We start from the raw sequence: 22,132 nt of genomic DNA on the forward strand, positions 1-22,132 counted from the left end.
CGAACGACTCAACAATAAAAATGCATGTGGGAGTAAGACAGATGGCAACGCGCGAAACCGGCAATGTGAAGTGGTTCAACGATGCAAAAGGCTATGGCTTTATTCAGCGTGAGGACGGCAAGGATGTGTTTGTGCACTACCGCGCCATTCGCGGTGATGGCCACCGTTCATTGGCCGAAGGCCAGCAGGTGGAGTACGCCGTGGTGACCGGCGAGAAGGGGTTGCAGGCGGAGGATGTGGTCGGCCTGTAAGGCCGAGCCGCAAGTGACAAGCCTCAAGCTGCAAGCGGTTTTGCTTGAGGCTTGAGGCTTGTAGCTGCTCTTAAGCCGTTTTCCAGGTGATCTGCTCTTCACCGTCCACGCTGATGCGAATCCAGGTGTCAGCGCTTTCCTCGCCTTCTTCCTCAACCCAGGTACCGGGCGCGCAACGCACTTCGACGTTCAGCGCGGCAAACGCAGCGCGGGCGCAGGCGATGTCGTCGTCCCACGGGGTCTGGTCGCTTTCCAGGTACAGGCTGTTCCATTTGCCGACGGCTTTTGGCAGCCAGGTGACCGGCACGCTGCCGGCCTTGCACTTGTAGGTCTGGCCTCTCTGGACCCAGTCGGTGCACGGGCCCAGGGCGGCGCCCAGCCAGGCGGCAATGGCCTTGTAGTCGACGTCGGCGTCCTTCAGGTAAATCTCGATATCAGGTTGGCGCATGGATGTTCCTCGTTGCGGGATTCGAAAATCCATTCGCGGATGCTTAAAAGTCGGTTATTGAAGCACGAAATAATCGTAGCGCATCGACACAGTGACCTGCAGCGGCTCGGCGGCCTCAATCACTTCGGCGCGGCGCTCGGCACTCGCGCGCCAGCCGTGGGGCGTCATCGCCAGCAGGTTGGCGCGGTCTTTGGGTTCGGCCAGGCTCAGGGTGAACGCCAGGGTTTCGCTGTGGGCCAGGCTCATGCCGTCCGGCACCAGGGCCAAATGCTTGTCGTCGGTGTATTCACGCACTTCGTCGTACAGGCGCTCGCGCAGTTCCATCAGGTGGCCCGCGGTCGGGCCAACCTTCATCAAGCCGCCACCGGGGCTGAGCAGGCGTTTGGCCTCCTGCCAGTCCAATGGGCTGAACACGCTGGCGAGGAACTGGCAGCTGGCATCGGCCAACGGCACGCGGGCCATGCTGGCGATCAACCAGGTCAGCGCCGGGTTGCGTTTGCACGCGCGCTTGACGGCTTCCTTGGAGATATCCAGCGCGTAGCCGTCGGCATCGGGCAGGGCTTCGGCGAGTTGCGCGGTGTAGTAACCCTCGCCACAGCCGATGTCCACCCAACGCTGTGGCGCACGCTCGGCGGCCAGTTCGGCCAGGCGCTTGGCCACCGGGGCGTAGTGCCCGGCGTTGAGGAAGTCGCGGCGTGCTTCGACCATGGCCAGGTTATCGCCCGGGTCGCGGCTGTTCTTGTGCTGCACCGGCAACAGGTTCAGGTAACCCTGGCGCGCACGGTCGAAACGGTGCCCGACCGGGCACGCCACGCCATTGTCCACCGCGTTGAGCGGTGCGCTGCAAATGGGGCAAGCGAGCATCAGGCGAGCAACTTGATCAGGGTTTGGTAATAGATTTCGGTCAGCACGTCGAGGTCGCTGGCCAGGATACGTTCGTTGACCTGGTGGATCGTCGCGTTGACCGGGCCCAGCTCGACCACTTGGGTGCCCAGCGTGGCGATGAAACGCCCGTCGGACGTACCGCCGCTGGTGGAAGCCTTGGTCTCGCGGCCGGTAATTGCCTTGATGCTGGCCGATACCGCATCCAGCAACGCGCCCGGTTCGGTGAGGAACGGCAGGCCTGACAGCGCCCACTCTACGTGCCAGTCCAGGCCATGTTTGTCGAGGATCGCCGCAACGCGCTGTTGCAAGCCTTCCACGGTGGATTCAGTGGAAAAGCGGAAATTGAACACCGCCGTCAGGTCACCGGGGATCACGTTGGTGGCGCCGGTGCCGGAGTTGAGGTTGGAAATCTGGAAGCTGGTCGGCGGGAAGAAGGTATTGCCGTCGTCCCAATGCTCGGCGGCCAATTCGGCCAGGGCCGGTGCGGCCAGGTGGATCGGGTTCTTCGCCAGGTGTGGATACGCCACGTGGCCTTGTACACCGCGCACGGTCAGGGTGGCGCCGAGAGAGCCACGACGGCCGTTCTTGACCACATCGCCCACCAGGGTCGTGCTCGACGGTTCGCCGACGATGCACCAGTCCAGGCGCTCCTTGCGTGCCGCCAGCCGCTCGATCACAGCCTTGGTGCCATGGTGCGCCGGGCCTTCTTCATCGCTGGTGATCAGGAAGGCTACCGAGCCATTGTGGTCCGGGTAGTCGGTAACGAAACGCTCGGATGCCACCAGCATTGCCGCCAGGCTGCCTTTCATGTCTGCCGCACCACGGCCGCAAAGCATGCCGTCTTCGTCGATCAACGCGTCGAACGGGTCGTTCTGCCAGGCCTGCACCGGGCCGGTCGGGACCACGTCGGTGTGGCCGGCAAAGCACAGCACCGGGCCTTCATGGTTGCCGTGGGTGGCCCAGAAGTTGTCCACGTCCTCGATGCGCATTGGCTCAAGCTTGAAACCGGCGTCGCCCAGGCGCTGCATCATCAGCTTCTGGCAGTCGGCGTCGATCGGTGTGACCGACGGGCGACGGATCAGGTCGATAGCGAGTTGAAGGGTCGGCGAAAGGTCGGCATGGGCCGTCATGGGGAAACTCCGGGAAGCGTGTAAGGGGCGCGCAGGACGAATGTGGAATACAGATCTTGAAACGGCGCAGGTTCAATGTGGGAGCTGGCTTGCCTGCGATAGCATCGCCGCGGTGTACCTGCCAGACCGCGGCGTCTGCATCGCAGGCAAGCCAGCTCCCACAGAAAGCAGGGCTGGGCCAAGTCTCACAAAACGGCCGTTATCTTATAGCAAAACGGCGGCCAGAGGCCGCCGTTTAGTGCATTGCGCAAGTTTTTACTCTGCCGTTGCCGGCTCACCCTTCGGCGCCGGTTTTGGCAGCGACGAGAGGAACGCCATGATCAACGCCGCCACGTACGGCAGCGATTGCACCAGCAGCATTACCACCCAGAAGCGAATGTCATTGCTCGGCAGGCCCTGCACCAGGTAGATCCCCAGCGCCGCGCCCCACAACAGCAGCATGATGAACATTTCTTCGCGGGCTTCGGAAATGGCTACCCAGAAGCCGTGGTTATCCGCGTTTTTCGGTGTACGAAAGAACGGAATACTGGTGGTGAAGAAACCATACAGCACCGCCTTGGCGATGGTGTGAGACAACGCCAACCCGGCCAGGGCCGCGCAGAACGCGTCCTTGAGGTTCACACCGACTGCACGGCGGTACAGGAAGACGATCTTGCCCACCTTGAACACGAACAGCGCCAAGGGTGGAATCGCGAAAATCAGCAGCGGCGGATCGACACGGGTCGGCACGATGATCATCGCCGCGGACCACAACAAGGCGCCGACGGTGAAGAAGATGTTCATGCCGTCCGCCACCCACGGCAACCAGCCCGCGAGGAAGTGGTAGCGCTGGCCACGGGTCAGCTCGGTGCCCTTACCGCGCAAGAGGCTGGCGGTGTGACGCTTGATGATCTGAATCGCCCCGTAGGCCCAGCGGAAACGCTGTTTCTTGAAGTCGATAAAGGTGTCCGGCATCAGGCCTTTACCGTAGCTGTCGTGGTAATACGCCGCCGACAGACCTTTCTCGAATACGCGCAGGCCCAGTTCGGCGTCTTCACAGATGCACCAGTCGGCCCAGCCGAGTTCTTCGAGCACCGAGCGACGGGTCATGGTCATGGTGCCGTGCTGGATGATCGCGTCACGGTCGTTACGGGTGACCATGCCGATATGGAAGAAGCCTTTGTATTCCGCGTAGCAGAGCTTCTTGAAGGTGCTTTCGTTCTGGTCGCGGTAATCCTGCGGCGACTGCACCACGGCAATTTTCGGGTCGGCGAAGTGCGGCACCATGTGCTTGAGCCAGTTCGGCGACACGCAGTAGTCCGAGTCGATCACCGCAATCACTTCGGCATCCTTGGCGGTATGCGGGATCAAGTAGTTCAGCGCGCCGCCCTTGAAACCGGCCAGGGGCGAAACGTGGAAGAACTTGAAGCGCGGCCCGAGGGTTTCGCAATAATCGCGCACCGGTTCCCAAACGGCTGGGTCCTTGGTGTTGTTGTCGATGATCAGGACTTCGTAGTCCGGGTAATCCAGGGCGGCCAGGGCGTCGAGGGTCTGTTTGACCATCTCCGGCGGCTCGTTGTAGCACGGCACATGGATCGACACTTTCGGGCGGTAGTCCGAATCCCCTTCGACCGGCAGGAATTCACGCCGGCGTTTGTGAGTCCATACCGCTTCCGCCAATTCGTGGGCTTCGGTCAGCAACACGATAAACACGCCCAGCGCGCCGAGTGCCAGCAAGATCCCGACAGTCACACTGAACCAGGTGCTGTATTGCTGGCTGTAGTCGTAGCCGATCCACACCAGCACCGACCCGCACAGGAAGGCGATAAAGGTCAGGAAGGTCCGGCCACGCTGGCGCAGGGCCGAGCCGTCGATCATCAGCAAGGTCAGCGACAGCAGCGCGAGCACCACCGAGCCGATGGCCAGCACGCGCCATTGCGGGATCGCGACCACAGGGCCTTCAAAGTTGAATTTCTGCTGGCGCGCGGCGTTGTACACACCCCAGTAAGCACCGGCTGAACCTTCGTCGCTGACTTTCCACGGCTGGTCGAAGGCCTCGATCACGAAGTAGTTGTAGCCCTGGCGGTTCAGCTTGTTCACCAGCGTGCGCAGGTAAATCGCCTGGTCTGCCGGGGACGTTTCATTACCCCCACGCATGCGCCCGTTGCTCGGCCAGCCAACCTCCGACAGCAGCAGTGGTTTTTTCGGGAACAATTTCTTCAGGTCCCTGGCGCGGTCGAGTACGTACTGGCCGGCCTTGTCCATCGGAATAAATTCCCAGAACGGCAGGATGTGCGCGGCAATCAGGTCGACGTGCTTGGCCAGTTGCGGGTTCTTTTCCCAGATGTGCCATTGCTCGGACGTTGTCACCGGTACTTTCACGGCGCCGCGCACGCGATCGAGCAACACGATCAGCGCTTGCGGGGTAATTTCTTCACGGAACAACGCTTCGTTACCGACCACCACCCGCACGACGCTGCGCGAACTGTTGGCCAGTTCGATGGCGCGCTGGATTTCGCGTTCGTTACGTTCAAGGTCCGGGCTGATCCAGATACCCAGGGTCACGCGCAGACCGAACTCTTCGGCCAGCTTGGGGATATCCCCCAGGGTGCCGTCGACCGAGTAGGTACGGATGTTGTCCGTCAGCTTGCTCATGATCTCGAGGTCGCGACGCATTTCTTCGTCGCTTGGGTACTGGTCTTTCTGCGGGAACTGGCCTTGCTGGAACGGCGAGTAGGAAAACCCGGAGATCTGTTCGGGCCAGTTGGGGGCAGTGACCGGGCGGTTGATCAGCGCCCAGAAACCGGTGAACAGCGCGGCAATTGCCAGCACCACCACCAGGTTGAGTCCAAATTTACGCGATGACATAGCGATTTCGGGTTCCAAAGGGTGTGGAACGAAAAGAGGTGTCGGCCTACGCCGAACGGCGCGCATCCTACACCGGCCCGTCCCTGAGCGTATAGCAGACAGAGAAAAGCCGGACGTTAGTCAGCGAAACACCCTCTAAGTTCTTTACTTGTAGCTTGTCGCTTCGAACTTGTCGCTGCGTAGTCCATAATGCGCGCCGGTTTTTGGGGTAATGGTCATGAGCACAGAAGATCCGCGGTTTGCAGGCGTCGCCCGCTTGTATGGCATTGAAGGCCTGGAACGCTTGAAAGCGGCCCATGTGGCGATCGTCGGCGTCGGCGGCGTAGGGTCCTGGGCGGCGGAAGCCATTGCCCGCTGCGGGGTGGGCGAGATTTCGCTGTTTGACCTGGACGATGTCTGCGTCAGCAACAGCAACCGCCAGTTGCACGCGCTGGACAGCACCGTGGGCAAGCCCAAGGTCGAAGTGATGGCCGAGCGCCTGCGCGGCATCAACCCGGACTGCACGGTGCATGCGGTGGCGGACTTCGTCACGCGCGACACCATGGCCGAGTACATCACCCCGAATATCGATTGCGTGATCGACTGCATCGACGCCGTCAACGCCAAGGCGGCGCTGATTGCCTGGTGCAAGCGCCGCAAGATCCAGATCATCACCACCGGCGGCGCGGGCGGGCAGATCGACCCGACGCTGATCCAGGTCTGCGACTTGAACCGTACCTTCAACGACCCGTTGGCGTCGAAAGTGCGCTCCACGCTGCGCCGCGATTACGGTTTCTCCCGCACCGTGACCCGCCATTACAGCGTGCCCTGCGTGTTTTCCACCGAGCAGCTGCGCTATCCCAAGCCGGACGGCAGCATCTGTTTGCAGAAAAGTTTTGTCGGTGACGGCGTGAAGCTGGACTGCGCCGGTGGGTTTGGCGCGGTGATGATGGTGACGGCCACCTTCGGCATGGTGGCGGCGACCAAGGCAGTCGACAAGATTGTGGCCGGGGTGCGCAGGCCGTCCGAGCGGGTCAAGCCCACCTGACTCTCGTTGCCCTGCGCAATTCTAAAATGTGGGAGCTGGCTTGCCTGCGATGCAGGCACCTCGGTCTTTCAGGGGGGGGGCGCGCTGATGCAATCGCAGGCAAGCCAGCTCCCACATTTAGTTCTGTGTACGGCTTAATTCCCGCATCCGCTGCAGAACGGCATTCAAGCCATTACTGCGCGACGGCGACAACTGTCGCGACAGCCCCAACTGTGCAAACCAGTCAGGCAGGTCGACCGCCTGCAACTCGGCCGCCGACAGCCCATTGACCCGCGCCAGCAGCAACGCCACCAACCCACGAATCATCCGCGCCTCGCTGCTCGCGGCAAACTGCCAGTGACCGGCCTGCAAGTGGCCGACCAACCACACCAGGCTTTCGCAGCCCTGCACGAGGTTGGCGTCGACCTTGTCCGCATCCGCCAAAGCCGGCAAGCGCTCGCCCCATTGCATCAGCATCCGGGCGCGTTGCTCCCAGCTGCCTACGGCTTGAAACGACTCAAGCGCGCTGACGGCCTCCACCGGCAAGCTCATCGCAACATATCCAGCGCCTGGTCCAGCGCTTCAAAGAAGCGCTCCAGGTCATCCGAATCGTTGTACAGCGCCAGGGACACGCGAATCGCTCCGGATAAGTGCATCGCCTTGAGCAGCGGCATGGCGCAATGGTGCCCGGCACGTACGGCTATGCCTTGCTCGGTCAGCAGGTGCGCAAGGTCGGCGTTATGCACGCCTTCCACCACAAAACTGGCCAAAGCTACCTGCGGCGAGCCCAAGACGCGGATGCCATTGCGTGCCTTCAACCCGCGCAGCAGGTAGTCGTGCAGCGCGGCTTCATGGGCGACCACTGCCGGCTGATCCAGCGAACTCAGGTAATCCAGCGTAGCGCCCAGGCCAATCACGCCGGCAATCGGCGGCGTGCCGGCTTCGAACCCCAGTGGGGCAGGGCGGAAGCTGGCGCTTTGGTAGTCCGCCTGTTGCACCATCTCGCCACCAAACTGCCAGTGACGCAGGTGATGCAGGGCTTCGTTGCGCCCATACAGCACGCCGACGCCGTCCGGGCCGTAGAGTTTGTGGCTGGAAAATACATAAAAGTCGCAACCCAGGGCCTGCACATCGTGACGACCATGGACGATGCCCTGGGCGCCATCGACCACGGTCAGTGCGCCGTGGGCCTTGGCGAGCGCCAGCAAGGCCTCCAGCGGTTGCCAGGCGCCAAGCACGTTGGACAATTGGCTCACCGCCAGCACGCGAGTGCGCGGGCCGATCAATTCGGCGGCGGCTTGCAGATCGATTACACCGTCATCACCCAGCGGCAATACCACCAGCGTGAGTGCGCGACGTTTGGCCAATTGCTGCCAGGGCAGCAGGTTGGCGTGGTGTTCCAGGGCGCTGATGACAATCTCATCGCCCGCATTGAATAAATGCTCCAGGCCATAAGCCAGGAGGTTCAGCGCAGAGGTTGCGCCGTGGGTAAAGATGATTTGCCCGCTGTCACCTGCGTTCAACCACTGCGCGACCTTGCTGCGACTGTCTTCAAAGGCCTGGGTCGCATGGGCGCCGGGCAAATGCTGGGCACGGTGCACATTGGCTGCGCCGTTAGCGTAGTAATGGCTGATGGCGTCCAGCAGGGCTTGGGGTTTTTGCGTGGTCGCGGCGTTATCCAGGTAGGTCTGGTCTTGCCGTTGCAGGGTGGCGATGGCCGGGAAATCGGCGCGCCAGGGAGAGGGCACAAGCATGGTGTTCAAGACTCGTATAAGCGAGCCGCGACCCGAAGGCGCGGCCCGCTAGTGGCATCGAGTGGCTGCTTAGTTGTGAGCGTGCAGCGCTTCGTTCAGTTCGATGGCCGATTTGTGGGTTTTGCACTCCACGGCACCGGTCTCGGAATTACGGCGGAACAGCAGGTCAGGTTGACCGGCCAGCTCGCGCGCCTTGACCACTTTGACCAGTTGGTTCTGCTCGTCCAGCAGTGCAACCTTGGTCCCGGCGGTTACGTACAGGCCCGATTCCACAGTGTTGCGGTCGCCCAGCGGGATGCCGATACCGGCGTTGGCGCCGATCAGGCAGCCTTCGCCTACCTTGATCACAATGTTGCCGCCGCCCGATAGGGTGCCCATGGTGGAGCAACCGCCGCCCAGGTCCGAACCTTTGCCGACGAAGACGCCAGCCGATACACGGCCTTCGATCATGCCCGGGCCTTCGGTACCGGCGTTGAAGTTGACGAAACCTTCGTGCATCACGGTGGTGCCTTCGCCCACGTAGGCGCCCAGGCGGATACGCGCAGCGTCAGCGATACGCACGCCGGCCGGGACCACGTAGTCGGTCATTTTCGGGAACTTGTCCACCGAGAACACTTCCAGCAGCTCGCCACGCAGGCGGGCTTCCAGTTGGCGCTCGGCCAGCTCATTGATGTCGATCGCGCCCTGGCTGGTCCATGCCACGTTCGGCAGTTGCGGGAACACGCCCGCCAGGCTCAGGCCGTGCGGCTTGACCAGGCGATGGGACAGCAGGTGCAGCTTGAGGTAGGCCTCAGGCGTGGAGGTCAGTGCGGCGTCTTCGGCCAGCAAGGTGGCGACCAGCGGAGTGTGGCTTTCAGCCAGGCGGCTCAGCAGGGCGGCTTGGGCTGTGTCGACGCCTTTGAGTGCGTCGGCCAGTTGCAGGGCCTGGGAGACAGTGAACGTGATGGCCTGGTTACCTTCGGTGTAACCCAGGATCGGTGCGATGGCAGCGATGATTTCGGCCGACGGGTTGAGCAGCGGTTGTGCGTAAAACACTTCCAGCCAAGCACCTTGGCGGTTCTGAGTGCCGACGCCGAAGCCCAGGCTGAACAGGGAATTGGACATGCTGTTACCTCTACAAAAATGGAAGGCTGGCCTACTTGAGGGCTGCCGAATAACTATCTGGCTTGAAGCCAATCAGGGTTCTGTCACCGAGATCAAGCACCGGGCGCTTGATCATCGAGGGTTGTGCGAGCATCAATTCAATGGCTTTCGACTGATCGAGATCGGCTTTGCGTTCGTCTTCGAGTTTGCGAAAGGTGGTGCCCGCACGGTTCAAAACCACCTGCCAACCGTGCTCGTTGCACCATTGGGTCAAGTGTTCGCGGTCGATACCGGCCGTTTTGTAGTCGTGGAACTCATAGCTCACAGCGTGCTCATCGAGCCAGGTGCGGGCCTTTTTCATGGTGTCGCAGGCTTTGATGCCGTAAAGCTGTAAGTGATTGATTTCATTGGGCATAAATTCTTCCCCAAAACTTCCCCAATATCGCCCTAAAACGCAGCCGTGGATTATGCCACGTCGATCCACTCAGCGCCTCGACTGTCGCGGTACAGATCCGTCATTGTGGCCGAACGGTGACCGAGCAGTTTCTGTGCATCACGGCCTTCGAGTTCGTGAAGTCGTGCGGCGAGGGATCGCTGCTCGTGAAAGGACGGTGGCTGGCGGCCAAAAGTTATCCCCAGCTTCAGGCCCGCTTTGTCGCGAGCTTCGGCAAAGGCAGAGCTCAGCGTGTCCAGCACCAGCGGCTGGCCAGCCTTTGCTCGGCCCGATGCTTGCGCATGGTGCACCAGGTGTTGTGACAGAACGCGGTCGCGGCATTGTTTAATTACGGTAGACAGATCAAGCCCGACCGACTCAAGGCGAAGCTCGGTGCTGATGCGCAGCCTGGCGCCGGTCTTGGACTGAACGACATGCAGGAAGCCATCGTGCACGTCCTTGAACAGCATCGAGGCTATATCGTCCCGGCGCTGGCCAGTCAGCACCGCCAGTTCCATTGCCCTGCGAAGCCACGGCTTCCTGGCTTCCTCGTAGATCGCCTTCCACAGTTCAAGCGTCAGCCGCTCGCGCTTGATGTTCACCCGCGCCGCCTTGGTCACCTCGACCGGGTTGGCGTCTGCCCACCCCCGCGCCTGCGCCTCAGCGAACACGTCTCGCAACAGCGAACGCATTGCCCTGGCCATCTGCGCCTTTCCCTCTTTGGCCATGACCGTCAGGTAATCGGCCACATCCATCGTCGTGATGTCCTTAATCCCCTTAGAACCGAATACTGCCGTCAGGCGGTTTAACCGCATACCCACGTTTTTATTGCTGCTGGCGGACAACTTCCGCTCGGCGAACAGCTCGCGGTATTCGTCCAGCCATTCCGAGAACAATTTGCCTGGCGCTGGCGCCGGGGTACTGATGCGCTCAGCGAGCGTTGGCTTGATGGCATCTGCGTGGTTGGCGCTGACGGCCTCGCGAATGGCCGCCTCCTTATCCTTGCCCAGGCCGAACACGCGACCACTGATTGGGTCGCGGTAAGTGTAATAAGTGACGCCGTTGCGGGCGTCGGTCTTGCGGTAGAGATTGGGCGGAAGATCCTTTGACCCGGTGTTACGCGGCCTGGGCGCCATTGCGTGCTCTCTCTATTCTGCTGATCAGGCTGCCGCCGACAATCCTTGCAGGCTGCTGATCAGGTTCTTGGTAGTGGGCGTTGGACTCTACATAGTAGTTGCGCCCGTGCTTGACCGGTAGCGGGGCTATCCGGCCTTCTCGCGCCCATTTGCGTAGGGTGTTGGGGCTCGGCGGCGTCTTGAACTCGGCCGCCGCCCATTCATCCAGGGTGACCTTTGCCATGATGATGCTCCGCGCCGCGCTGGGCGGCAGAAGGTGGGTTAGGAGGGGAGCAGGCCTTTGGCCTTCGCTTCTGCCAGGCACTGCGCTCGGAACTGCCGAGCGGACTCCGTGGCCTGCAGCTTTGTGGATGCCTTCCAGGTCGGACCGATTTGCACAAACTTCCCGCGCAGCTTTCCGCACCAGTGATTGACGAAATTGCCGTTTTCGATCTGGCTGATGATTCCCGCGGTGGCTTTCGGCGCTGTCGCGTAATCGACTAGTTTTTGTTCGTACGTTAATTCGGGCATACGAATACCTCGCCCGCCGCTCACCGGCAGGCATGTAGTGAGTGTTTGAAAGGTTGATCGATACCGCTAAGATCGCGGAAAGTTCAATAACATTGATATGGGTCACTTCTCCGCTTGAAAAGAGAGTAAAAGTGACGAACTCTCAAATGCGGATCGACATCATGTTTTCAAAGCAACGAAGGCGGGTGTTTTGGGATTGGTCAGATAGCGAGCTTCACACCCGATGTCACGATGGCTTGCTACCAGATGGGGGGCAGATCGACGTTCAAGTGCGCACCTCTCGAGAGGGAGCTGTTCAATTGTTTGTGGGCGCTTATAGCGGAAGTGGGGGGATGCTTTTTGAGGAGTACTACAAAGCGCGCCCAGGGGAGACCATGACCGTAGCCCTTGCTTTCGGTGTGGCGCGAGCAATGATGCTTACAGCGACGAAACTGTCTCCCCTCCCTTCCACTGCTCGCCTTGGCATCTACCGCAACGTTTGAGGTATTTCAGTCGTTCAACGTTGATTCTTGTAGATGAAGACGTAGGCGAACCATAGGGTGGCGATCATGGCGTCACCCGCTTGAACTCGACCACCCAGACCCACGGGTTGGCATTCCAGTTGCCGCCGACGGATGACCAGAGCAGCTCAAACGATTTTAGCGGGTCAGCGCTGTAGGTCTCGATCCCCTCGACGTGCCACCAATCACCCAGCTCAGCATGATCGGTGTAGAGGCGCACGCCTTCGGCCTTGGCCTGCTCGTCGCTGATGTCCTGCAACCGCTCGACGCGCACGTCGGTGATCTCCAGCAGGATGCGGGAGGCGGCACGCGGCATGTGAATGCTGGGTTTGTACTTCAGGCCGAAGTCTTTCCTTGCCTCGTCGCTGTGTGACCCAGGGCGGCAGTCGGCAGCGTAGGCGTAGCGCTGGAGGGGGCCGTCCGGGTCTGGTCGGTGCTCAACGCCGGTACCGCGCAGATCGATGAATGTCTCGCGCACCCACAGCCGGTCGCCTGGCTTGCCGTAGGGGCAAGGTGCGTACACTTCCAGTTCCTTTGCGCACTCTGCTTCGGTCGATCCAAATACGCAGAAGCCATAGCGCGGGTCTCGCTGGCCTATTGCGCTCCAACGCTGACGATCGCCAATCGGAATGGCGGTGTCCTCGGCAGGGATTTGGAAACCTTTCACTGCCCGCCGCGTGACCGTCTTACGACCTTCCAGAATGGCGCGCACCATCGGCGCCGAGAACAGGATGGGGCGTTCTTTGATCGCGGTCATAGCTGCACCTCGCGGGTCGCCCATTGCACATACGGGCCGTCATCCGTGTCGAAAATTCCGAGCAGAAACCAGTTGTATGCTTGTGGCGTTTCTGGCTCCCAGCCGAGGCAATGAGCCTCGCCATCTTCCCAGTAGGGGTGTGAGTCCAAGTCAGAATCCATGTGCCATCCGACCGCCGTTAATCCCTGGACGGCCAGCCACGCCTTCCATGCTTCGGCGTCCTCATCAAAATCCGGAATGTCGGGGTGATACCAGTAACCGTGCTCATCGCGCACGACTTCGGCGGGTTCAATCAACTTTTCTTCAGGCATGACTTCGTCCTTGCCGCTATAGCGGCTGACTTTGAAGGGGGAGGGGTAGGAATAAATATTTGTTGCTTTGTGTTTCGTTCACATTCGTACAAGTCCCATAATTGCCGCATTAATTTCAGAGCGGCTCACATGAAGAACAGAGGCAAGGTTTTCTGGGGCTGGGCTGACCCCGCAATTCACACTCGATCCGTGGATGAGCGACAGACCGATGGCACCCTGCTAAACGTCCAAGTCCGCATGTCGCTTCTTGGAAGAACGGAGTTATTCATTGGCGTTTACGGAGCTAATGGAATGATGCTTCTTGAGGACGCGCCTGATTCATTGCCCGGAGAAACCATGACAAACGCTCTCGCCAGGGGCCTCGATAGGGCCAGGTTAAAGGCTCCGATAGGCACCCGATCAATTACGAGCAGAAAATCAGAGAGTTTGCCAAGGGCAGGTTCAAGGCAGTCACGAAAGAGCGATGACGGCTGACTTTGAAGGGGCAGGGGCTACATGTTTTGCGGGTGGAGTACGGATGTTCTCCTACCGGGTTTTGGCACTGCGCTTGCGAAACTCGTAAACCATGCTGCGCAGATCTACCAGTGACTCTTGCAGGTCACCGCGAGCTGAGTCGATATTCTCGAGCAACTCGCCCTCACCGTCGTCGCCGCCTTCATCGACGGCCAGAAGGGCCAGGCCGTATGCCTGGAACTTCCCCAACACGTCATCGGCTGACTTGGCCATGTACTCGGCGTGCTCGATGGCGTAGTCCTTGTTGGATCGCTCAGTGGATGTAGGCGCTGCATCGCAAAGCTCAAGCACCCAATCAATCCATTCCTTGCGCTGCCTGTACTGCGGTTGGTCGTCGTCAATCGCTTTGACCATATAGTGCGGGCTGCGGTTGATTGACCGTACCGCACTGACCAACTCGTCCCAGCGCTCATCCGCTGCGGTCAGGCGCTGTTGCATATCCTGCCCGTTGCGCAATTCCGCCTCGCGCTGCTGCTCCAGGCTTTCGACCTGTTCGTCGCGCTGGTTGAGCAGCAGTTGCAGGCCGTCACGCTCGGCTGTGACCCGGTCGAAGTCGGTCGACTCCACGTACCGCCCACCGTCGGCCGGCACCATGTCCGCGCATATTTCGTCAGTGTCCCTGTCCAGGTCGTAGCGCATAACTTCGGTCATACAGCCTCCATCGATACCAGATCATGGGCATTCACAACCGGCTGCTGTTCTTGACGAAGCGCTGCTTGGACGGCCTCGACAACCCGCCGCAGGTACGTGAATTTGTGGTTCTCTTCGACGGCCTTTCCGTCTAGCGGGTAGTGCCACTCATCGCCGAACAACTCGGTCAGCAGCGCGCTTTGATGCCAGCATTCACTCGGACTCTCGATGCTGCGCAGAACGTCGATGTCCTGCCAGAGCTCGCGGGCTTCCTCTTTGCTCAGCTCGCCCAACTCCCAATCGTGGCGGCCGGTCTGTTGCCGCCGGCGCTGGACGATGCACTTCTTGGCGAGGGCGTGAAGCGCGTCACCACTGAACACCGTGGAACTGATGCCGCGATCCAAGCAATTCAGGACGTAGTCCCAGCCGCAGTCGGCGACAAACTCCGCGACGGTGCGCGGGCCCATACCGCCCCAGTAAGCGTTCCAGCTGTTGTCCCAGCAGTTGATGGTGATCTTGCCCTGAGCGGTCTGGTAGTTCGGGTTCGCCTCAATCGGGCAGTCGCGCCGGCCGAAGTCCTCGAGGAACACGGTGATCGGGTCTAGGCGTGGCGCACCGGTGATCACCAGCTTCGTGACTGTGGAGCGCTCAACCTGCAGCGGCGCGGTGATTTGGTTTTCTGTAGGCATGGGGAGTCCTTGCCGGGCCACGCCCGGGCGGTGCAGTGGGGGAGTTACTTCTTCTGGAAGGTTTTGGTCATCGCCGCGTTGACGATGTTGCCGCGCTTCAGCACGACGCGAGCAAGTGCTGCTCGGTCGCTATGACTGTGGCTTGCCTGGCTGAGTAGCCCGAAATAGCTGTTGGCTGTCTGGCGCAGATCCTCGGCTGGCGCCGCGGCGGTGCGCTTCAGTGCCTGGGCCAGGGATCGCTTGCGGGTGGTGCGTCGCCATGGCTTGATGACGTGGCCAACGAAGTCCACGCCACGATCCACGGGTTGCAGGATCGTCTTTGTGGGGTTCAGCTTGGCGCCGAGCCTTGGCAGGAACGCTTCGACCTCTGCCAGCCACTGGTTTAGCTGCTGCGGCGATTCATGCAGGAACACGAAGTCATCGACGTAGCGGATGTAGTGCTTGGCGCCCAGCGTGTGCTTGGCGAACTGGTCCAGGGCGTCGAGGTAGACGTTGGCGAAGAACTGCGATGACAGGTTGCCGATCGGCAGGCCGAGGCGCGCGGGCTGCGCTACCAGACGCTTGTGCTGTGGTACCCGGTTGAACAGGTGCGCCGGGCTGCGCGTCTCGTAATCCTCACGCGGGTCATGCATCAGGATCTGCGTGGCCAGGGCCAGCCACCATCGTTCGGTGATCCTCGCTTCTAGTTGCTTGCGAAGCACCGCCTTGTCGATGGCGACAAAGAAATTGGCCAAATCCAACTTTAGATACCAGCAGGGCTTCGACCAGTTCTCGCTGGCGCTCCGGATCTTCGATTCAAGACGCTTGGCCGCGTACAGCGTGCCGCGCCCTGGAATGCATGCGCAACTGTCCGCTATGAAGCAGGCGTAGAAGCGCGGTGCCACATGGTTGTACATGAGGTGGTGGACGACGCGGTCCCGAAAGGCTGCCGCCCATACTTCCCGGGCTTTCGGTCGGGTGACCACGAAACAAATAGACCGGCCTGGCCGGTATGTGCCGGCTACCAGGTCGTCGTGTAGTTGGATCAGGTTCCGCTCCAGGTCGATCTCGAAAGCCAGCGCACTGTCGCTGTTGCGCTTGGTGCGTCGGCAGTCGTAATAGGCCTGGACCAGATCCTGAAACGGGTAGGGGCCAAAAGTCGAATCTGCGGACGGGGCGGACACGGAGCTCGTTGTTCTTGTCGTTGTTGTTCTGATTGCCATCATCGAAGTTCATGTTGAATGCGTTGTTGGCTGAGCGCTGCGACCTATCGTGCTATCTACGTCGCCGAGCCGAAGGCATAGCCGATCAGCAAGGAAACTGCGCAGGACCTACGCGGACGCTTTAGACCGGCGGTATCCCTTGTGCGCATGGCGGTGACCTATCAGGTCAGCGGCACGACCAGATTCAATTCGCACAGACCAGAAAGCCGTAACCTTCAGGTAGCGGGCGCGGTTGGGGTAGAGCGTTTCCAGGCATTGGCCTGCTTGCCGACGGAGGCTGTTACCTCTATCGCCTTAGCATGCTGTTCGACACTGATGAATCGGCTGTCCTTGAATAGGCGCATCAGGAACTCGACCACTTGAACCCTCTCGACCAACAAGGTCAGGTGTGGTCGTTTGTCCTGGGTTGCGTTTGCACGGGCGATCAGCATCACAACCTCGATGCATTCGTCGATCACTCGCTTACCCAGCGATTGTTTGAGGTCTCGCGGGATATTTCTAGTCAGGATGGTCGCCATGTGCAAAAGACCCATGGCCGCCCGGTAGATCGACAGATCGGTGTGCATTCCCATTGCGGTACAGCTCCATAAGCAAAGCAACCGGCCGCACGCGGCCGGATTAAATAAGCGAATTAATCGATAAATTCACTGCGGACGGGGCGGACACGGAGCACGAGGCCCTTGTAGTAGTTGGTCTGAAGGCCATCATCGAAGTACATGTAGAATGCGCTGTCGGCTGAGCGCTGCGAACTCGACCAGTACCAGGTGTCGCGGAAGGCTTCGGCGCCACTTTCTTGGAAGGCGGTGTGCACGGTTTGCAGCGGGCCTTCCGCACTGTACAGCTGACCCACCGGCTCGCTATGTGGGTTGTCACCGTTGCGCGAGTTTTCCCAGTTCTCTTCGGTGGTCGGCTTGAAGTGGCGGTACTGCAGCTCCTGCACATCGCGAGCCGGGATCGCCCAGTCGGTGAAGCCTTCGATGTTCAGGGCTAGCACCTTCGCTGCCAGATCACTGCCTGCTGCTGCCATGGCTTGGGTGTTGGCCAGGCTGTCGGTGAAGCTATCGGCGCCTTCGATCTTCTCGCCGTACTCGCCCCACTTGCCGAGCAACTCATGCGCTGCGCCGGCGGTGATGTGCAAGGAGCGCTTGCCAGTTACCGGGTCGTGGGTGATGCCGGTGACGAAACCGCCGCCGTAGGACTGGCCGATTGCCGGAGTGGTTACTGCTGGTGCTGCTTTCTCAACTGCGGACATGGTGCTTCCTCTTTTCGAAGGCAACAAAAAAGGCGCTGTGCGCCCTGGTGTGCCGGATCAAGAACGAATGGATGAAGGATTAAATAAAGAATCTGCGGACGGGGCGGACACGGAGCTCGTGGAACTTGCCGTAGTAGTACTGATCGCCATCAGCGAAGAACATGAAGAATGCGTAGTTGGCTGAGCGCTGCGACGATGACCAGTAATAGCAGTCCTGGGCGAACACCTTGGGACAGTTCAGCCAGCCCTGGTACAGTTCGGCAGCGGCGGGCAGGTAGAAGTCGCGGTGACCATCGGCCTGGTGTTCGGCGCAGGCATCCGCCGCCGGGTACTTTCGCTCGTCATCGTTGCCGATCAGCACCTGGGTGTTGGTGTAGCCGTCAGTCTTGCTCAGTCCTTTGACCTCAACGCCACGACCGCCCCACTTGTGATCGCCAACGTCCTTGGCCGCGATGATCAGGTAGTGCGCCGGCACTTCACCGCGGGCGTGAACGAAACCGCCGTTGAGTCCGCCCTGGCCCGGCCACGGTTGGCCGATCTCCGGGATAGTGGAAGGCGCTACCGGTTGAACGTTCGCCGCCGGCGGAAGCACCTGGGCGAAAAAGCTGGCAATCGCCAGTTTTGCCAGAGCACTTGATGGCATCTTGATAGACACGTCGCCGTGTTTCAGGGTGATCATTTCGGTTTTCATGCGGTTACCTCAGTCAGGCGCCGCCCTCCGGTGGCCGGATGCAGCGAGTAGGGTGTGTTATGCGGGTTCGATGATCTCGTCGCCCGGGTCTTTCTGGATGGCGAGAAGGCTTTTATTGCGGAATTCCCGCGCCACGTTTTCGGATATCTCGAATTCGTGGCGCGGCGGTTCGAGTAGCGCTTTGGACTTTGAGCCAAGGTCATGAAGACGATGAATCATCAGCGTCATCGCCTCGCCCTGCTCAGTAATGCCTGACCACTCCATCAGATCGGCCAGCGCCTGGCGGGTGCCTGGTCGAACCCTGAGCCGCAATTCCTCTTCGGCATTCACCACGCGCTTCCTGGCAGTTTTTGCCGAGCGCTCCTGCACAGTCTTTGCCATGGCCTACCTCTTCAATTCCGGTATATACGCCCATGCGTTAGCGCCCTGATTGCATGGTGTTTGCTTTTGGGGGCTGGGGGAGGGCGTGAAAAAGCCTGATGCCTCTGGGCCAGGCTGTCTGGCAGTAATGGTAATGTCTACGCAGCACCCCTGGAGCCTGCTAGATGAATCGTCAAAGTCCATCTCACCGCGTCGCAACGCCTCAAGTCGCGTCAAGCACTGAAAGCCCAGCCGCCCACCCCCCTATTTGGCATCGCGACCCGGACTTACTGACCGTTGGCAGCACGGGTGCGGCCATTTTGGGTTTCAGCTTTCTGGTGCTTTGGTTGTTGCCGGGCTTAGTGCTGACGATTTTGCTCCTTCTCGGGTTCGAAGCGATACCAGGTGAACCGAGCAGCGATGGGTCTAGCCTCACAACGTCGTCGCTCATCCAGTTCCTGTGTGGTTCTGTTGTGCTCATGGGGCTGGTCTTCGCGTGGATTTCCTCTGCTGCTAGAGTGCTGGCCTTCACGTTCGACGAAAACCAGCAACTGCTTACCCTCACGGTCACCCGTCGCGGTCGTAAGCCCACCGAGGTGCAGGTGCCATTTAGCGACATTATTTGTATCAGCCCTTACGTGTTAGCCAGTTATGACCGTCATGGCTATTTTAGCGTCGTGTGTCAGGGGCCGAGGGACAAAGAGCTTGAATATCGATTGGCTGAGGGTACTTCTCTGGAGGAAATGGAGTTTCACACTGCTTGGTTGCGGGAAATAATTGGCTTACGGATGCACCATGTACTGAATCTGGACAAATGAACTGCTACATCGCTTTGATATGGGCTATGCGGCGCATGAATCGACCTTCACCTGGCGCCAAGCGCCGACAGCTTCGAAGATCCGCGCGGCGTGCGCCTCGTCCAGGGACATCGCTTCGGGAATGGCGATCCAGCCCGAAGCCACCATCTGGCTTTGATTGGCCTCGTCGCGCAGCTTCTTGTAGCAATGCTCGATCACGTCTTCCAGGTGGTCGGAGAGGTAGACGCCATCGGGCGCCACCTCCACCGACTTGCTGTAGCGGTCGCCGCGGGCGTCGATGCAGAGGGCGCTGAGGTAGATCGTCCACCGGTGGGGAATGCCGCAGACGGCCTGGCCGATCTTCCCCGGTGCGATGTTCTTGAGCGACTTGCAATTGATCATGCCCTGGCGGCCGCTGGGGTCGATGTTCACCACCGCGACGTGGTTGGAGGCCAGCAGCGACCGGCAGGACCGGTCAATGCGGGCTTTGAGGTTGTGCGGCTTGCGCTTGCTCATAATGCCTCCGCGAGTTTGCGCAGCGCTTCACGCTCGGCCCGAGTAATGGGCGGCTTGCGGCGCTTGAGGATGGTTTCGGGATCGATCTTGGTGGAGCGGGGCGGTGGCAGCGGTTTGCGTGGCGGGCTTGGCAACTGCGCGACTGTCCCGCCTGCGGCCAAGAACTCCGCAGTGCGCTCCGATATCGATTAAGCGTCCTGGCGGTGTTGCTCTACCAGGCTTAGGTGGTTGCTGATCATGATTCACCCTCAGCGCATTAGCGCCTTCCGAACGAATGGGTCAAGGTCTGACTGATTCAGGAGCCAGCGCCGGTAGTCGCTGGGCAGGTCAGCAAAGGCGGTGCCTTTGTGCTTGCCGAAGCCGATGACTGTGGGGATGCGCGCATCCTCAGAAATATTCCAAAGCTCTTCCCAGTCGCTAACCGGACGCCCAAGCTCGGCAGCGAGTTGGTCGAGAATTTTCACCAGCAGCAGCCGACAATTCTTCACGTCATCCAGCGCTGCGTGGGCGTTGCGGAGCAGGCCCGTCGCTTCGGCGCGGTAGTGCAGGTAGATCATTGCGGACTGGGTGTGGCTGTCGGCGTCTGGCCAGAGCTTTGAGCTCAGTGCCCGTGTGCAGATGCGCTTGACGTCCGGTTCCCCGATGACGTGCCAGTCGTAGTCCACGTTGTGCCCGATCAGGTATTCAACATCGTTCGGCAAGTTGAAGTCGGTATGCGGATGGAAGCCAGCAAGCTCTTCGTCAAGGATGTGGCTGGTTGCCAGAGCACTCAACTCGATCGGCTTGCCAGGCTTGTAGCGCTGGAGGAAGTCAGCTGTAACCGCGAGGCTGCTGATGCTCTCCAGCTGGAGCCATGCCGCCTCAATTAGGTGCGGATCGTTGAGACCAGTTGTTTCGCTGTCGAAGATGTATGCGGTCATGCTGTTTGCCCTTGGGGGTTGAGTTCTAATTTGCGCTTATCTTTGGCGGCGACCACCTGAGAAACCAGGTGATCAAAGCCGATGGCGATCGCCTTGGCCGCATTGAATGCCGATTGAAGCGCGACCATGTCAGATGCGCCGGCGATGTCTGCTATCGCATCAACGAGCAGTTCCTTGGCGCGCGCTTCCGGGCTTACACCGGAATTGAGCCAGGCAAGAAGTTTGCTCCCAGTGCTCTCGTCGATAAGTTCAGGCTGCTCGAACAGCTTTGTCCGATCCTTGCTGGCCAAGGCGGTGTGCGCGTCGTGAGTCAGATCAAGGACAACTGTGAACTCGTAGTCAGTGCCGTCGCGCTGCTCTGACTTCATCCCAAGCTTGACGATCTTCTTGCCCTCGCCCTGGACTGTTTCTGTCTTGCTGCGCATGGTGCAGATGACGTGCAGTGAGCTGGTTAGAATTTTGTTGGTGAGTTGCCGGTGTCGAGGCGTCGTTTCGTTCCAGGCTGCCCAGGTGTTGCCACGGAATTTCTGGTGAGCCAGCGCTTCGTTCGCTTCAAGGCATCCGCCCGGGCCAGTCCATTCGTGCGAATAGCTGTCGATGATCAAAACGTTGTAACCGGCAGCCTCTGCGGCGGTGATGGCCTCTACGTAACGCTCAGGCGTGAACGGTGCCTGCAGCTCAAGCACATCGAAGTCGGCGATGTCTGAGTACAGGGATGCGCTACCTTGCTCTGTATCGATTACCGCGATTGATCCGCCAAGCCCTTTAGCCATGAGCAGCGCGGAATATGTTTTGCCAGATCCAGACGGCCCAGCAAGTGCCAGCCGTAGCTTGGCCTGCTTGCGTTCGGCTTTCTTGAACATTTGAGTTTCCTCAGTTTGGTTGGTTGTCCCACTGCCGCTGGATGCGGCGGGCGGCTTCTTCGTATTCTTTGCGCTCGTCACCGCTGAATCGCTCCGGTGAGAAGGCTCCCTCGTTCATCCAGTCGAACTGGGCAGCCATTGCAGGGCTCATACAGCCCTCCGGTGGCTCAGGCCCATCAGCTGGGCCGACTGCGCCATGGTCTGCGGCTGAATCACACCCAGGTTGCTGGCTACTCGCTTGAGCACCACCAAGTCATCCAGCGTCCGCGCTTTGTCGATGTAGCCGGCCAGCGTGACCAACTTCGATTGATTGGCCGTCAATGCCATGCCGAGGTGCACGACGCTGAGCTGGCGAACATCCCGGCCCACTGCGGTGCTGACAGACTCGAAAACCTGCTCCAACTTCTTCTTGGCATAGTTCGCCTCGACCTGTGCGCGCTTGCGGTCATCGATGGCGGTGGCGAGCCGGGCTTCCAGGTCCAGCACCAGTTCTGCAGAACCGCCAAGGCGCTCAACGCGCTCCCGCTCAGCCTGGCGGTGGGCAGCATCAAGTTCTTCGCGTTCGATCTTGGCGGTGGGCGCGGCGTGGGCAATCGTCCGCAGATCGGCAGCCGACAGGGGTGATTCACTTTCTTGAGACATAGAGCC

Annotated in this window: 30 protein-coding genes; 4 read left to right on the forward strand and 26 right to left on the reverse strand. The window is 60.3% G+C overall.

The annotated features are described in order from the left end of the window. Positions 1 to 41 precede the first annotated feature (41 nt). On the forward strand, positions 42 to 251 hold the full coding sequence (locus tag A7J50_RS06520; protein WP_032891681.1) for a cold-shock protein: 210 nt from the start codon (positions 42 to 44) through the stop codon (positions 249 to 251). Positions 252 to 321: 70 nt separating this feature from the next. On the opposite strand, the gene A7J50_RS06525 is transcribed toward A7J50_RS06520, so the two are convergent. From A7J50_RS06525 to A7J50_RS06540, 4 genes are all read right to left on the reverse strand, one after another. Further along, complete coding sequence (locus A7J50_RS06525) at positions 322 to 699, reverse strand: hypothetical protein (RefSeq protein WP_064451056.1); 378 nt, start codon at positions 697 to 699, stop codon at positions 322 to 324. Between the two features lie 54 nt (positions 700 to 753). Continuing rightward, positions 754 to 1,563 carry a putative RNA methyltransferase gene (locus tag A7J50_RS06530; RefSeq protein WP_064451057.1) on the reverse strand — a complete coding sequence of 270 codons (810 nt, stop codon included), beginning with the start codon at positions 1,561 to 1,563 and terminating at the stop codon, positions 754 to 756. Continuing rightward, positions 1,563 to 2,714, reverse strand: a complete 1,152-nt coding sequence (gene dapE / locus A7J50_RS06535; RefSeq protein ID WP_064451058.1) for a succinyl-diaminopimelate desuccinylase — start codon at positions 2,712 to 2,714, stop codon at positions 1,563 to 1,565. The genes A7J50_RS06530 and dapE overlap by 1 nt, the downstream gene beginning before the upstream one ends. A gap of 255 nt (positions 2,715 to 2,969) precedes the next feature. Further along, complete coding sequence (locus A7J50_RS06540) at positions 2,970 to 5,561, reverse strand: glycosyltransferase (protein WP_064451059.1); 2,592 nt, start codon at positions 5,559 to 5,561, stop codon at positions 2,970 to 2,972. A 217-nt stretch (positions 5,562 to 5,778) separates the two neighbouring features. On the opposite strand from A7J50_RS06540, the gene tcdA reads away from it, so the two are divergent. Continuing rightward, positions 5,779 to 6,588, forward strand: coding sequence for a tRNA cyclic N6-threonylcarbamoyladenosine(37) synthase TcdA (tcdA, locus tag A7J50_RS06545; protein ID WP_053254726.1), 810 nt, complete (start codon positions 5,779 to 5,781; stop codon positions 6,586 to 6,588). A gap of 117 nt (positions 6,589 to 6,705) precedes the next feature. Here the strand turns inward: tcdA and A7J50_RS06550 are convergent, their stop codons facing one another. From A7J50_RS06550 to A7J50_RS06580, 7 genes are all read right to left on the reverse strand, one after another. After that, positions 6,706 to 7,119: a SufE family protein gene (locus A7J50_RS06550; protein ID WP_064451061.1), complete on the reverse strand. Its 414-nt coding sequence runs from the start codon at positions 7,117 to 7,119 to the stop codon at positions 6,706 to 6,708. Continuing rightward, on the reverse strand, positions 7,116 to 8,321 hold the full coding sequence (locus tag A7J50_RS06555) for an aminotransferase class V-fold PLP-dependent enzyme (protein WP_064451062.1): 1,206 nt from the start codon (positions 8,319 to 8,321) through the stop codon (positions 7,116 to 7,118). The genes A7J50_RS06550 and A7J50_RS06555 overlap by 4 nt, the downstream gene beginning before the upstream one ends. 69 nt (positions 8,322 to 8,390) lie before the next feature. Next, the gene (gene dapD / locus A7J50_RS06560; protein ID WP_064451063.1) at positions 8,391 to 9,425 is read right to left on the reverse strand and encodes a 2,3,4,5-tetrahydropyridine-2,6-dicarboxylate N-succinyltransferase; all 1,035 of its coding nucleotides are present in this window, start codon (positions 9,423 to 9,425) and stop codon (positions 8,391 to 8,393) included. A 31-nt stretch (positions 9,426 to 9,456) separates the two neighbouring features. After that, the gene (locus tag A7J50_RS06565; protein ID WP_064451064.1) at positions 9,457 to 9,819 is read right to left on the reverse strand and encodes an ArsC family reductase; all 363 of its coding nucleotides are present in this window, start codon (positions 9,817 to 9,819) and stop codon (positions 9,457 to 9,459) included. Between the two features lie 50 nt (positions 9,820 to 9,869). After that, complete coding sequence (locus A7J50_RS06570; protein WP_064451065.1) at positions 9,870 to 10,973, reverse strand: phage integrase Arm DNA-binding domain-containing protein; 1,104 nt, start codon at positions 10,971 to 10,973, stop codon at positions 9,870 to 9,872. Next, entirely contained in the window at positions 10,954 to 11,196 is a 243-nt protein-coding gene (locus tag A7J50_RS06575; RefSeq protein ID WP_064451066.1) for an excisionase, read from the reverse strand. Before A7J50_RS06575 ends, A7J50_RS06570 begins: the two co-directional genes overlap by 20 nt. 38 nt (positions 11,197 to 11,234) lie before the next feature. Further along, entirely contained in the window at positions 11,235 to 11,483 is a 249-nt protein-coding gene (locus A7J50_RS06580) for a hypothetical protein (protein WP_064451067.1), read from the reverse strand. Between the two features lie 161 nt (positions 11,484 to 11,644). Here A7J50_RS06580 and A7J50_RS31835 point away from each other — a divergent pair, with 161 nt between their 5' ends. Then, positions 11,645 to 11,965, forward strand: coding sequence for a hypothetical protein (locus A7J50_RS31835; RefSeq protein WP_064454866.1), 321 nt, complete (start codon positions 11,645 to 11,647; stop codon positions 11,963 to 11,965). A 64-nt stretch (positions 11,966 to 12,029) separates the two neighbouring features. Here the strand turns inward: A7J50_RS31835 and A7J50_RS06590 are convergent, their stop codons facing one another. From A7J50_RS06590 to A7J50_RS06635, 9 genes are all read right to left on the reverse strand, one after another. After that, positions 12,030 to 12,740 carry a hypothetical protein gene (locus A7J50_RS06590; RefSeq protein WP_064451068.1) on the reverse strand — a complete coding sequence of 237 codons (711 nt, stop codon included), beginning with the start codon at positions 12,738 to 12,740 and terminating at the stop codon, positions 12,030 to 12,032. Then, positions 12,737 to 13,051 carry a hypothetical protein gene (locus A7J50_RS06595; protein WP_064451069.1) on the reverse strand — a complete coding sequence of 105 codons (315 nt, stop codon included), beginning with the start codon at positions 13,049 to 13,051 and terminating at the stop codon, positions 12,737 to 12,739. Before A7J50_RS06595 ends, A7J50_RS06590 begins: the two co-directional genes overlap by 4 nt. Positions 13,052 to 13,576: 525 nt before the next feature. Beyond that, positions 13,577 to 14,215, reverse strand: coding sequence for a hypothetical protein (locus tag A7J50_RS06605; protein WP_064451071.1), 639 nt, complete (start codon positions 14,213 to 14,215; stop codon positions 13,577 to 13,579). Next, a complete protein-coding gene (locus A7J50_RS06610; RefSeq protein WP_064451072.1) occupies positions 14,212 to 14,883 on the reverse strand; it encodes a hypothetical protein in 672 nt (223 codons plus the stop codon). The genes A7J50_RS06605 and A7J50_RS06610 overlap by 4 nt, the downstream gene beginning before the upstream one ends. 44 nt (positions 14,884 to 14,927) lie before the next feature. Then, positions 14,928 to 16,088, reverse strand: coding sequence for an RNA-directed DNA polymerase (locus A7J50_RS06615; RefSeq protein ID WP_064451073.1), 1,161 nt, complete (start codon positions 16,086 to 16,088; stop codon positions 14,928 to 14,930). A gap of 212 nt (positions 16,089 to 16,300) precedes the next feature. After that, positions 16,301 to 16,657 (reverse strand): four helix bundle protein, encoded by a 357-nt coding sequence (locus A7J50_RS06620; protein ID WP_032903920.1) that lies wholly within the window; start codon positions 16,655 to 16,657, stop codon positions 16,301 to 16,303. A gap of 59 nt (positions 16,658 to 16,716) precedes the next feature. After that, positions 16,717 to 17,337, reverse strand: a complete 621-nt coding sequence (locus A7J50_RS06625; RefSeq protein WP_064451074.1) for a DUF1566 domain-containing protein — start codon at positions 17,335 to 17,337, stop codon at positions 16,717 to 16,719. A 79-nt stretch (positions 17,338 to 17,416) separates the two neighbouring features. Beyond that, positions 17,417 to 18,028 (reverse strand): DUF1566 domain-containing protein, encoded by a 612-nt coding sequence (locus A7J50_RS06630; RefSeq protein WP_064451075.1) that lies wholly within the window; start codon positions 18,026 to 18,028, stop codon positions 17,417 to 17,419. Positions 18,029 to 18,085: 57 nt separating this feature from the next. After that, entirely contained in the window at positions 18,086 to 18,409 is a 324-nt protein-coding gene (locus A7J50_RS06635) for a hypothetical protein (protein WP_064451076.1), read from the reverse strand. A 164-nt stretch (positions 18,410 to 18,573) separates the two neighbouring features. Between A7J50_RS06635 and A7J50_RS06640 the strand changes: the two genes are divergently transcribed. After that, positions 18,574 to 19,206 carry a hypothetical protein gene (locus tag A7J50_RS06640; RefSeq protein ID WP_064451077.1) on the forward strand — a complete coding sequence of 211 codons (633 nt, stop codon included), beginning with the start codon at positions 18,574 to 18,576 and terminating at the stop codon, positions 19,204 to 19,206. Positions 19,207 to 19,230: 24 nt separating this feature from the next. Here the strand turns inward: A7J50_RS06640 and A7J50_RS06645 are convergent, their stop codons facing one another. The 6 genes from A7J50_RS06645 to A7J50_RS06665 form a co-directional block, all read right to left on the reverse strand. Beyond that, positions 19,231 to 19,701: a hypothetical protein gene (locus tag A7J50_RS06645; protein WP_064451078.1), complete on the reverse strand. Its 471-nt coding sequence runs from the start codon at positions 19,699 to 19,701 to the stop codon at positions 19,231 to 19,233. Further along, complete coding sequence (locus A7J50_RS31845; RefSeq protein WP_237140912.1) at positions 19,698 to 19,886, reverse strand: hypothetical protein; 189 nt, start codon at positions 19,884 to 19,886, stop codon at positions 19,698 to 19,700. The genes A7J50_RS06645 and A7J50_RS31845 overlap by 4 nt, the downstream gene beginning before the upstream one ends. Before the next feature lie 63 nt (positions 19,887 to 19,949). Continuing rightward, on the reverse strand, positions 19,950 to 20,621 hold the full coding sequence (locus tag A7J50_RS06655; protein ID WP_064451079.1) for a 3'-5' exonuclease: 672 nt from the start codon (positions 20,619 to 20,621) through the stop codon (positions 19,950 to 19,952). Further along, on the reverse strand, positions 20,618 to 21,484 hold the full coding sequence (locus tag A7J50_RS06660) for an ATP-binding protein (protein ID WP_064451080.1): 867 nt from the start codon (positions 21,482 to 21,484) through the stop codon (positions 20,618 to 20,620). The genes A7J50_RS06655 and A7J50_RS06660 overlap by 4 nt, the downstream gene beginning before the upstream one ends. A gap of 10 nt (positions 21,485 to 21,494) precedes the next feature. Beyond that, positions 21,495 to 21,635, reverse strand: coding sequence for a hypothetical protein (locus tag A7J50_RS31345; RefSeq protein WP_156526257.1), 141 nt, complete (start codon positions 21,633 to 21,635; stop codon positions 21,495 to 21,497). After that, the gene (locus tag A7J50_RS06665; protein WP_064451081.1) at positions 21,632 to 22,126 is read right to left on the reverse strand and encodes a hypothetical protein; all 495 of its coding nucleotides are present in this window, start codon (positions 22,124 to 22,126) and stop codon (positions 21,632 to 21,634) included. Before A7J50_RS06665 ends, A7J50_RS31345 begins: the two co-directional genes overlap by 4 nt. Positions 22,127 to 22,132: the final 6 nt, after the last annotated feature.

The organism is Pseudomonas antarctica (genome assembly GCF_001647715.1).
Classification (GTDB): domain Bacteria; phylum Pseudomonadota; class Gammaproteobacteria; order Pseudomonadales; family Pseudomonadaceae; genus Aquipseudomonas; species Aquipseudomonas antarctica_A.

Bases quoted from the DNA above. Each gene is read 5' to 3' on its own strand.
- dapE (WP_064451058.1), bottom strand. From the start codon at position 2,714: ATGACGGCCCATGCCGACCTTTCGCCGACCCTTCAACTCGCTATCGAC.
- A7J50_RS06615 (WP_064451073.1), bottom strand. From the start codon at position 16,088: ATGATGGCAATCAGAACAACAACGACAAGAACAACGAGCTCCGTGTCC.
- A7J50_RS06555 (WP_064451062.1), bottom strand. From the start codon at position 8,321: ATGCTTGTGCCCTCTCCCTGGCGCGCCGATTTCCCGGCCATCGCCACC.
- A7J50_RS06550 (WP_064451061.1), bottom strand. From the start codon at position 7,119: ATGAGCTTGCCGGTGGAGGCCGTCAGCGCGCTTGAGTCGTTTCAAGCC.
- dapD (WP_064451063.1), bottom strand. From the start codon at position 9,425: ATGTCCAATTCCCTGTTCAGCCTGGGCTTCGGCGTCGGCACTCAGAAC.
- A7J50_RS31835 (WP_064454866.1), top strand. From the start codon at position 11,645: ATGTTTTCAAAGCAACGAAGGCGGGTGTTTTGGGATTGGTCAGATAGC.
- A7J50_RS06595 (WP_064451069.1), bottom strand. From the start codon at position 13,051: ATGCCTGAAGAAAAGTTGATTGAACCCGCCGAAGTCGTGCGCGATGAG.
- A7J50_RS06590 (WP_064451068.1), bottom strand. From the start codon at position 12,740: ATGACCGCGATCAAAGAACGCCCCATCCTGTTCTCGGCGCCGATGGTG.
- A7J50_RS06520 (WP_032891681.1), top strand. From the start codon at position 42: ATGGCAACGCGCGAAACCGGCAATGTGAAGTGGTTCAACGATGCAAAA.
- A7J50_RS06630 (WP_064451075.1), bottom strand. From the start codon at position 18,028: ATGAAAACCGAAATGATCACCCTGAAACACGGCGACGTGTCTATCAAG.
- A7J50_RS06530 (WP_064451057.1), bottom strand. From the start codon at position 1,563: ATGCTCGCTTGCCCCATTTGCAGCGCACCGCTCAACGCGGTGGACAAT.
- tcdA (WP_053254726.1), top strand. From the start codon at position 5,779: ATGAGCACAGAAGATCCGCGGTTTGCAGGCGTCGCCCGCTTGTATGGC.
- A7J50_RS06620 (WP_032903920.1), bottom strand. From the start codon at position 16,657: ATGGGAATGCACACCGATCTGTCGATCTACCGGGCGGCCATGGGTCTT.
- A7J50_RS06570 (WP_064451065.1), bottom strand. From the start codon at position 10,973: ATGGCGCCCAGGCCGCGTAACACCGGGTCAAAGGATCTTCCGCCCAAT.
- A7J50_RS06525 (WP_064451056.1), bottom strand. From the start codon at position 699: ATGCGCCAACCTGATATCGAGATTTACCTGAAGGACGCCGACGTCGAC.
- A7J50_RS06540 (WP_064451059.1), bottom strand. From the start codon at position 5,561: ATGTCATCGCGTAAATTTGGACTCAACCTGGTGGTGGTGCTGGCAATT.
- A7J50_RS06665 (WP_064451081.1), bottom strand. From the start codon at position 22,126: ATGTCTCAAGAAAGTGAATCACCCCTGTCGGCTGCCGATCTGCGGACG.
- A7J50_RS06625 (WP_064451074.1), bottom strand. From the start codon at position 17,337: ATGTCCGCAGTTGAGAAAGCAGCACCAGCAGTAACCACTCCGGCAATC.
- A7J50_RS31345 (WP_156526257.1), bottom strand. From the start codon at position 21,635: ATGAGCCCTGCAATGGCTGCCCAGTTCGACTGGATGAACGAGGGAGCC.
- A7J50_RS06660 (WP_064451080.1), bottom strand. From the start codon at position 21,484: ATGTTCAAGAAAGCCGAACGCAAGCAGGCCAAGCTACGGCTGGCACTT.
- A7J50_RS06635 (WP_064451076.1), bottom strand. From the start codon at position 18,409: ATGGCAAAGACTGTGCAGGAGCGCTCGGCAAAAACTGCCAGGAAGCGC.
- A7J50_RS06645 (WP_064451078.1), bottom strand. From the start codon at position 19,701: ATGAGCAAGCGCAAGCCGCACAACCTCAAAGCCCGCATTGACCGGTCC.
- A7J50_RS06575 (WP_064451066.1), bottom strand. From the start codon at position 11,196: ATGGCAAAGGTCACCCTGGATGAATGGGCGGCGGCCGAGTTCAAGACG.
- A7J50_RS06605 (WP_064451071.1), bottom strand. From the start codon at position 14,215: ATGACCGAAGTTATGCGCTACGACCTGGACAGGGACACTGACGAAATA.
- A7J50_RS06610 (WP_064451072.1), bottom strand. From the start codon at position 14,883: ATGCCTACAGAAAACCAAATCACCGCGCCGCTGCAGGTTGAGCGCTCC.
- A7J50_RS06580 (WP_064451067.1), bottom strand. From the start codon at position 11,483: ATGCCCGAATTAACGTACGAACAAAAACTAGTCGATTACGCGACAGCG.
- A7J50_RS06655 (WP_064451079.1), bottom strand. From the start codon at position 20,621: ATGACCGCATACATCTTCGACAGCGAAACAACTGGTCTCAACGATCCG.
- A7J50_RS06640 (WP_064451077.1), top strand. From the start codon at position 18,574: ATGAATCGTCAAAGTCCATCTCACCGCGTCGCAACGCCTCAAGTCGCG.
- A7J50_RS06565 (WP_064451064.1), bottom strand. From the start codon at position 9,819: ATGCCCAATGAAATCAATCACTTACAGCTTTACGGCATCAAAGCCTGC.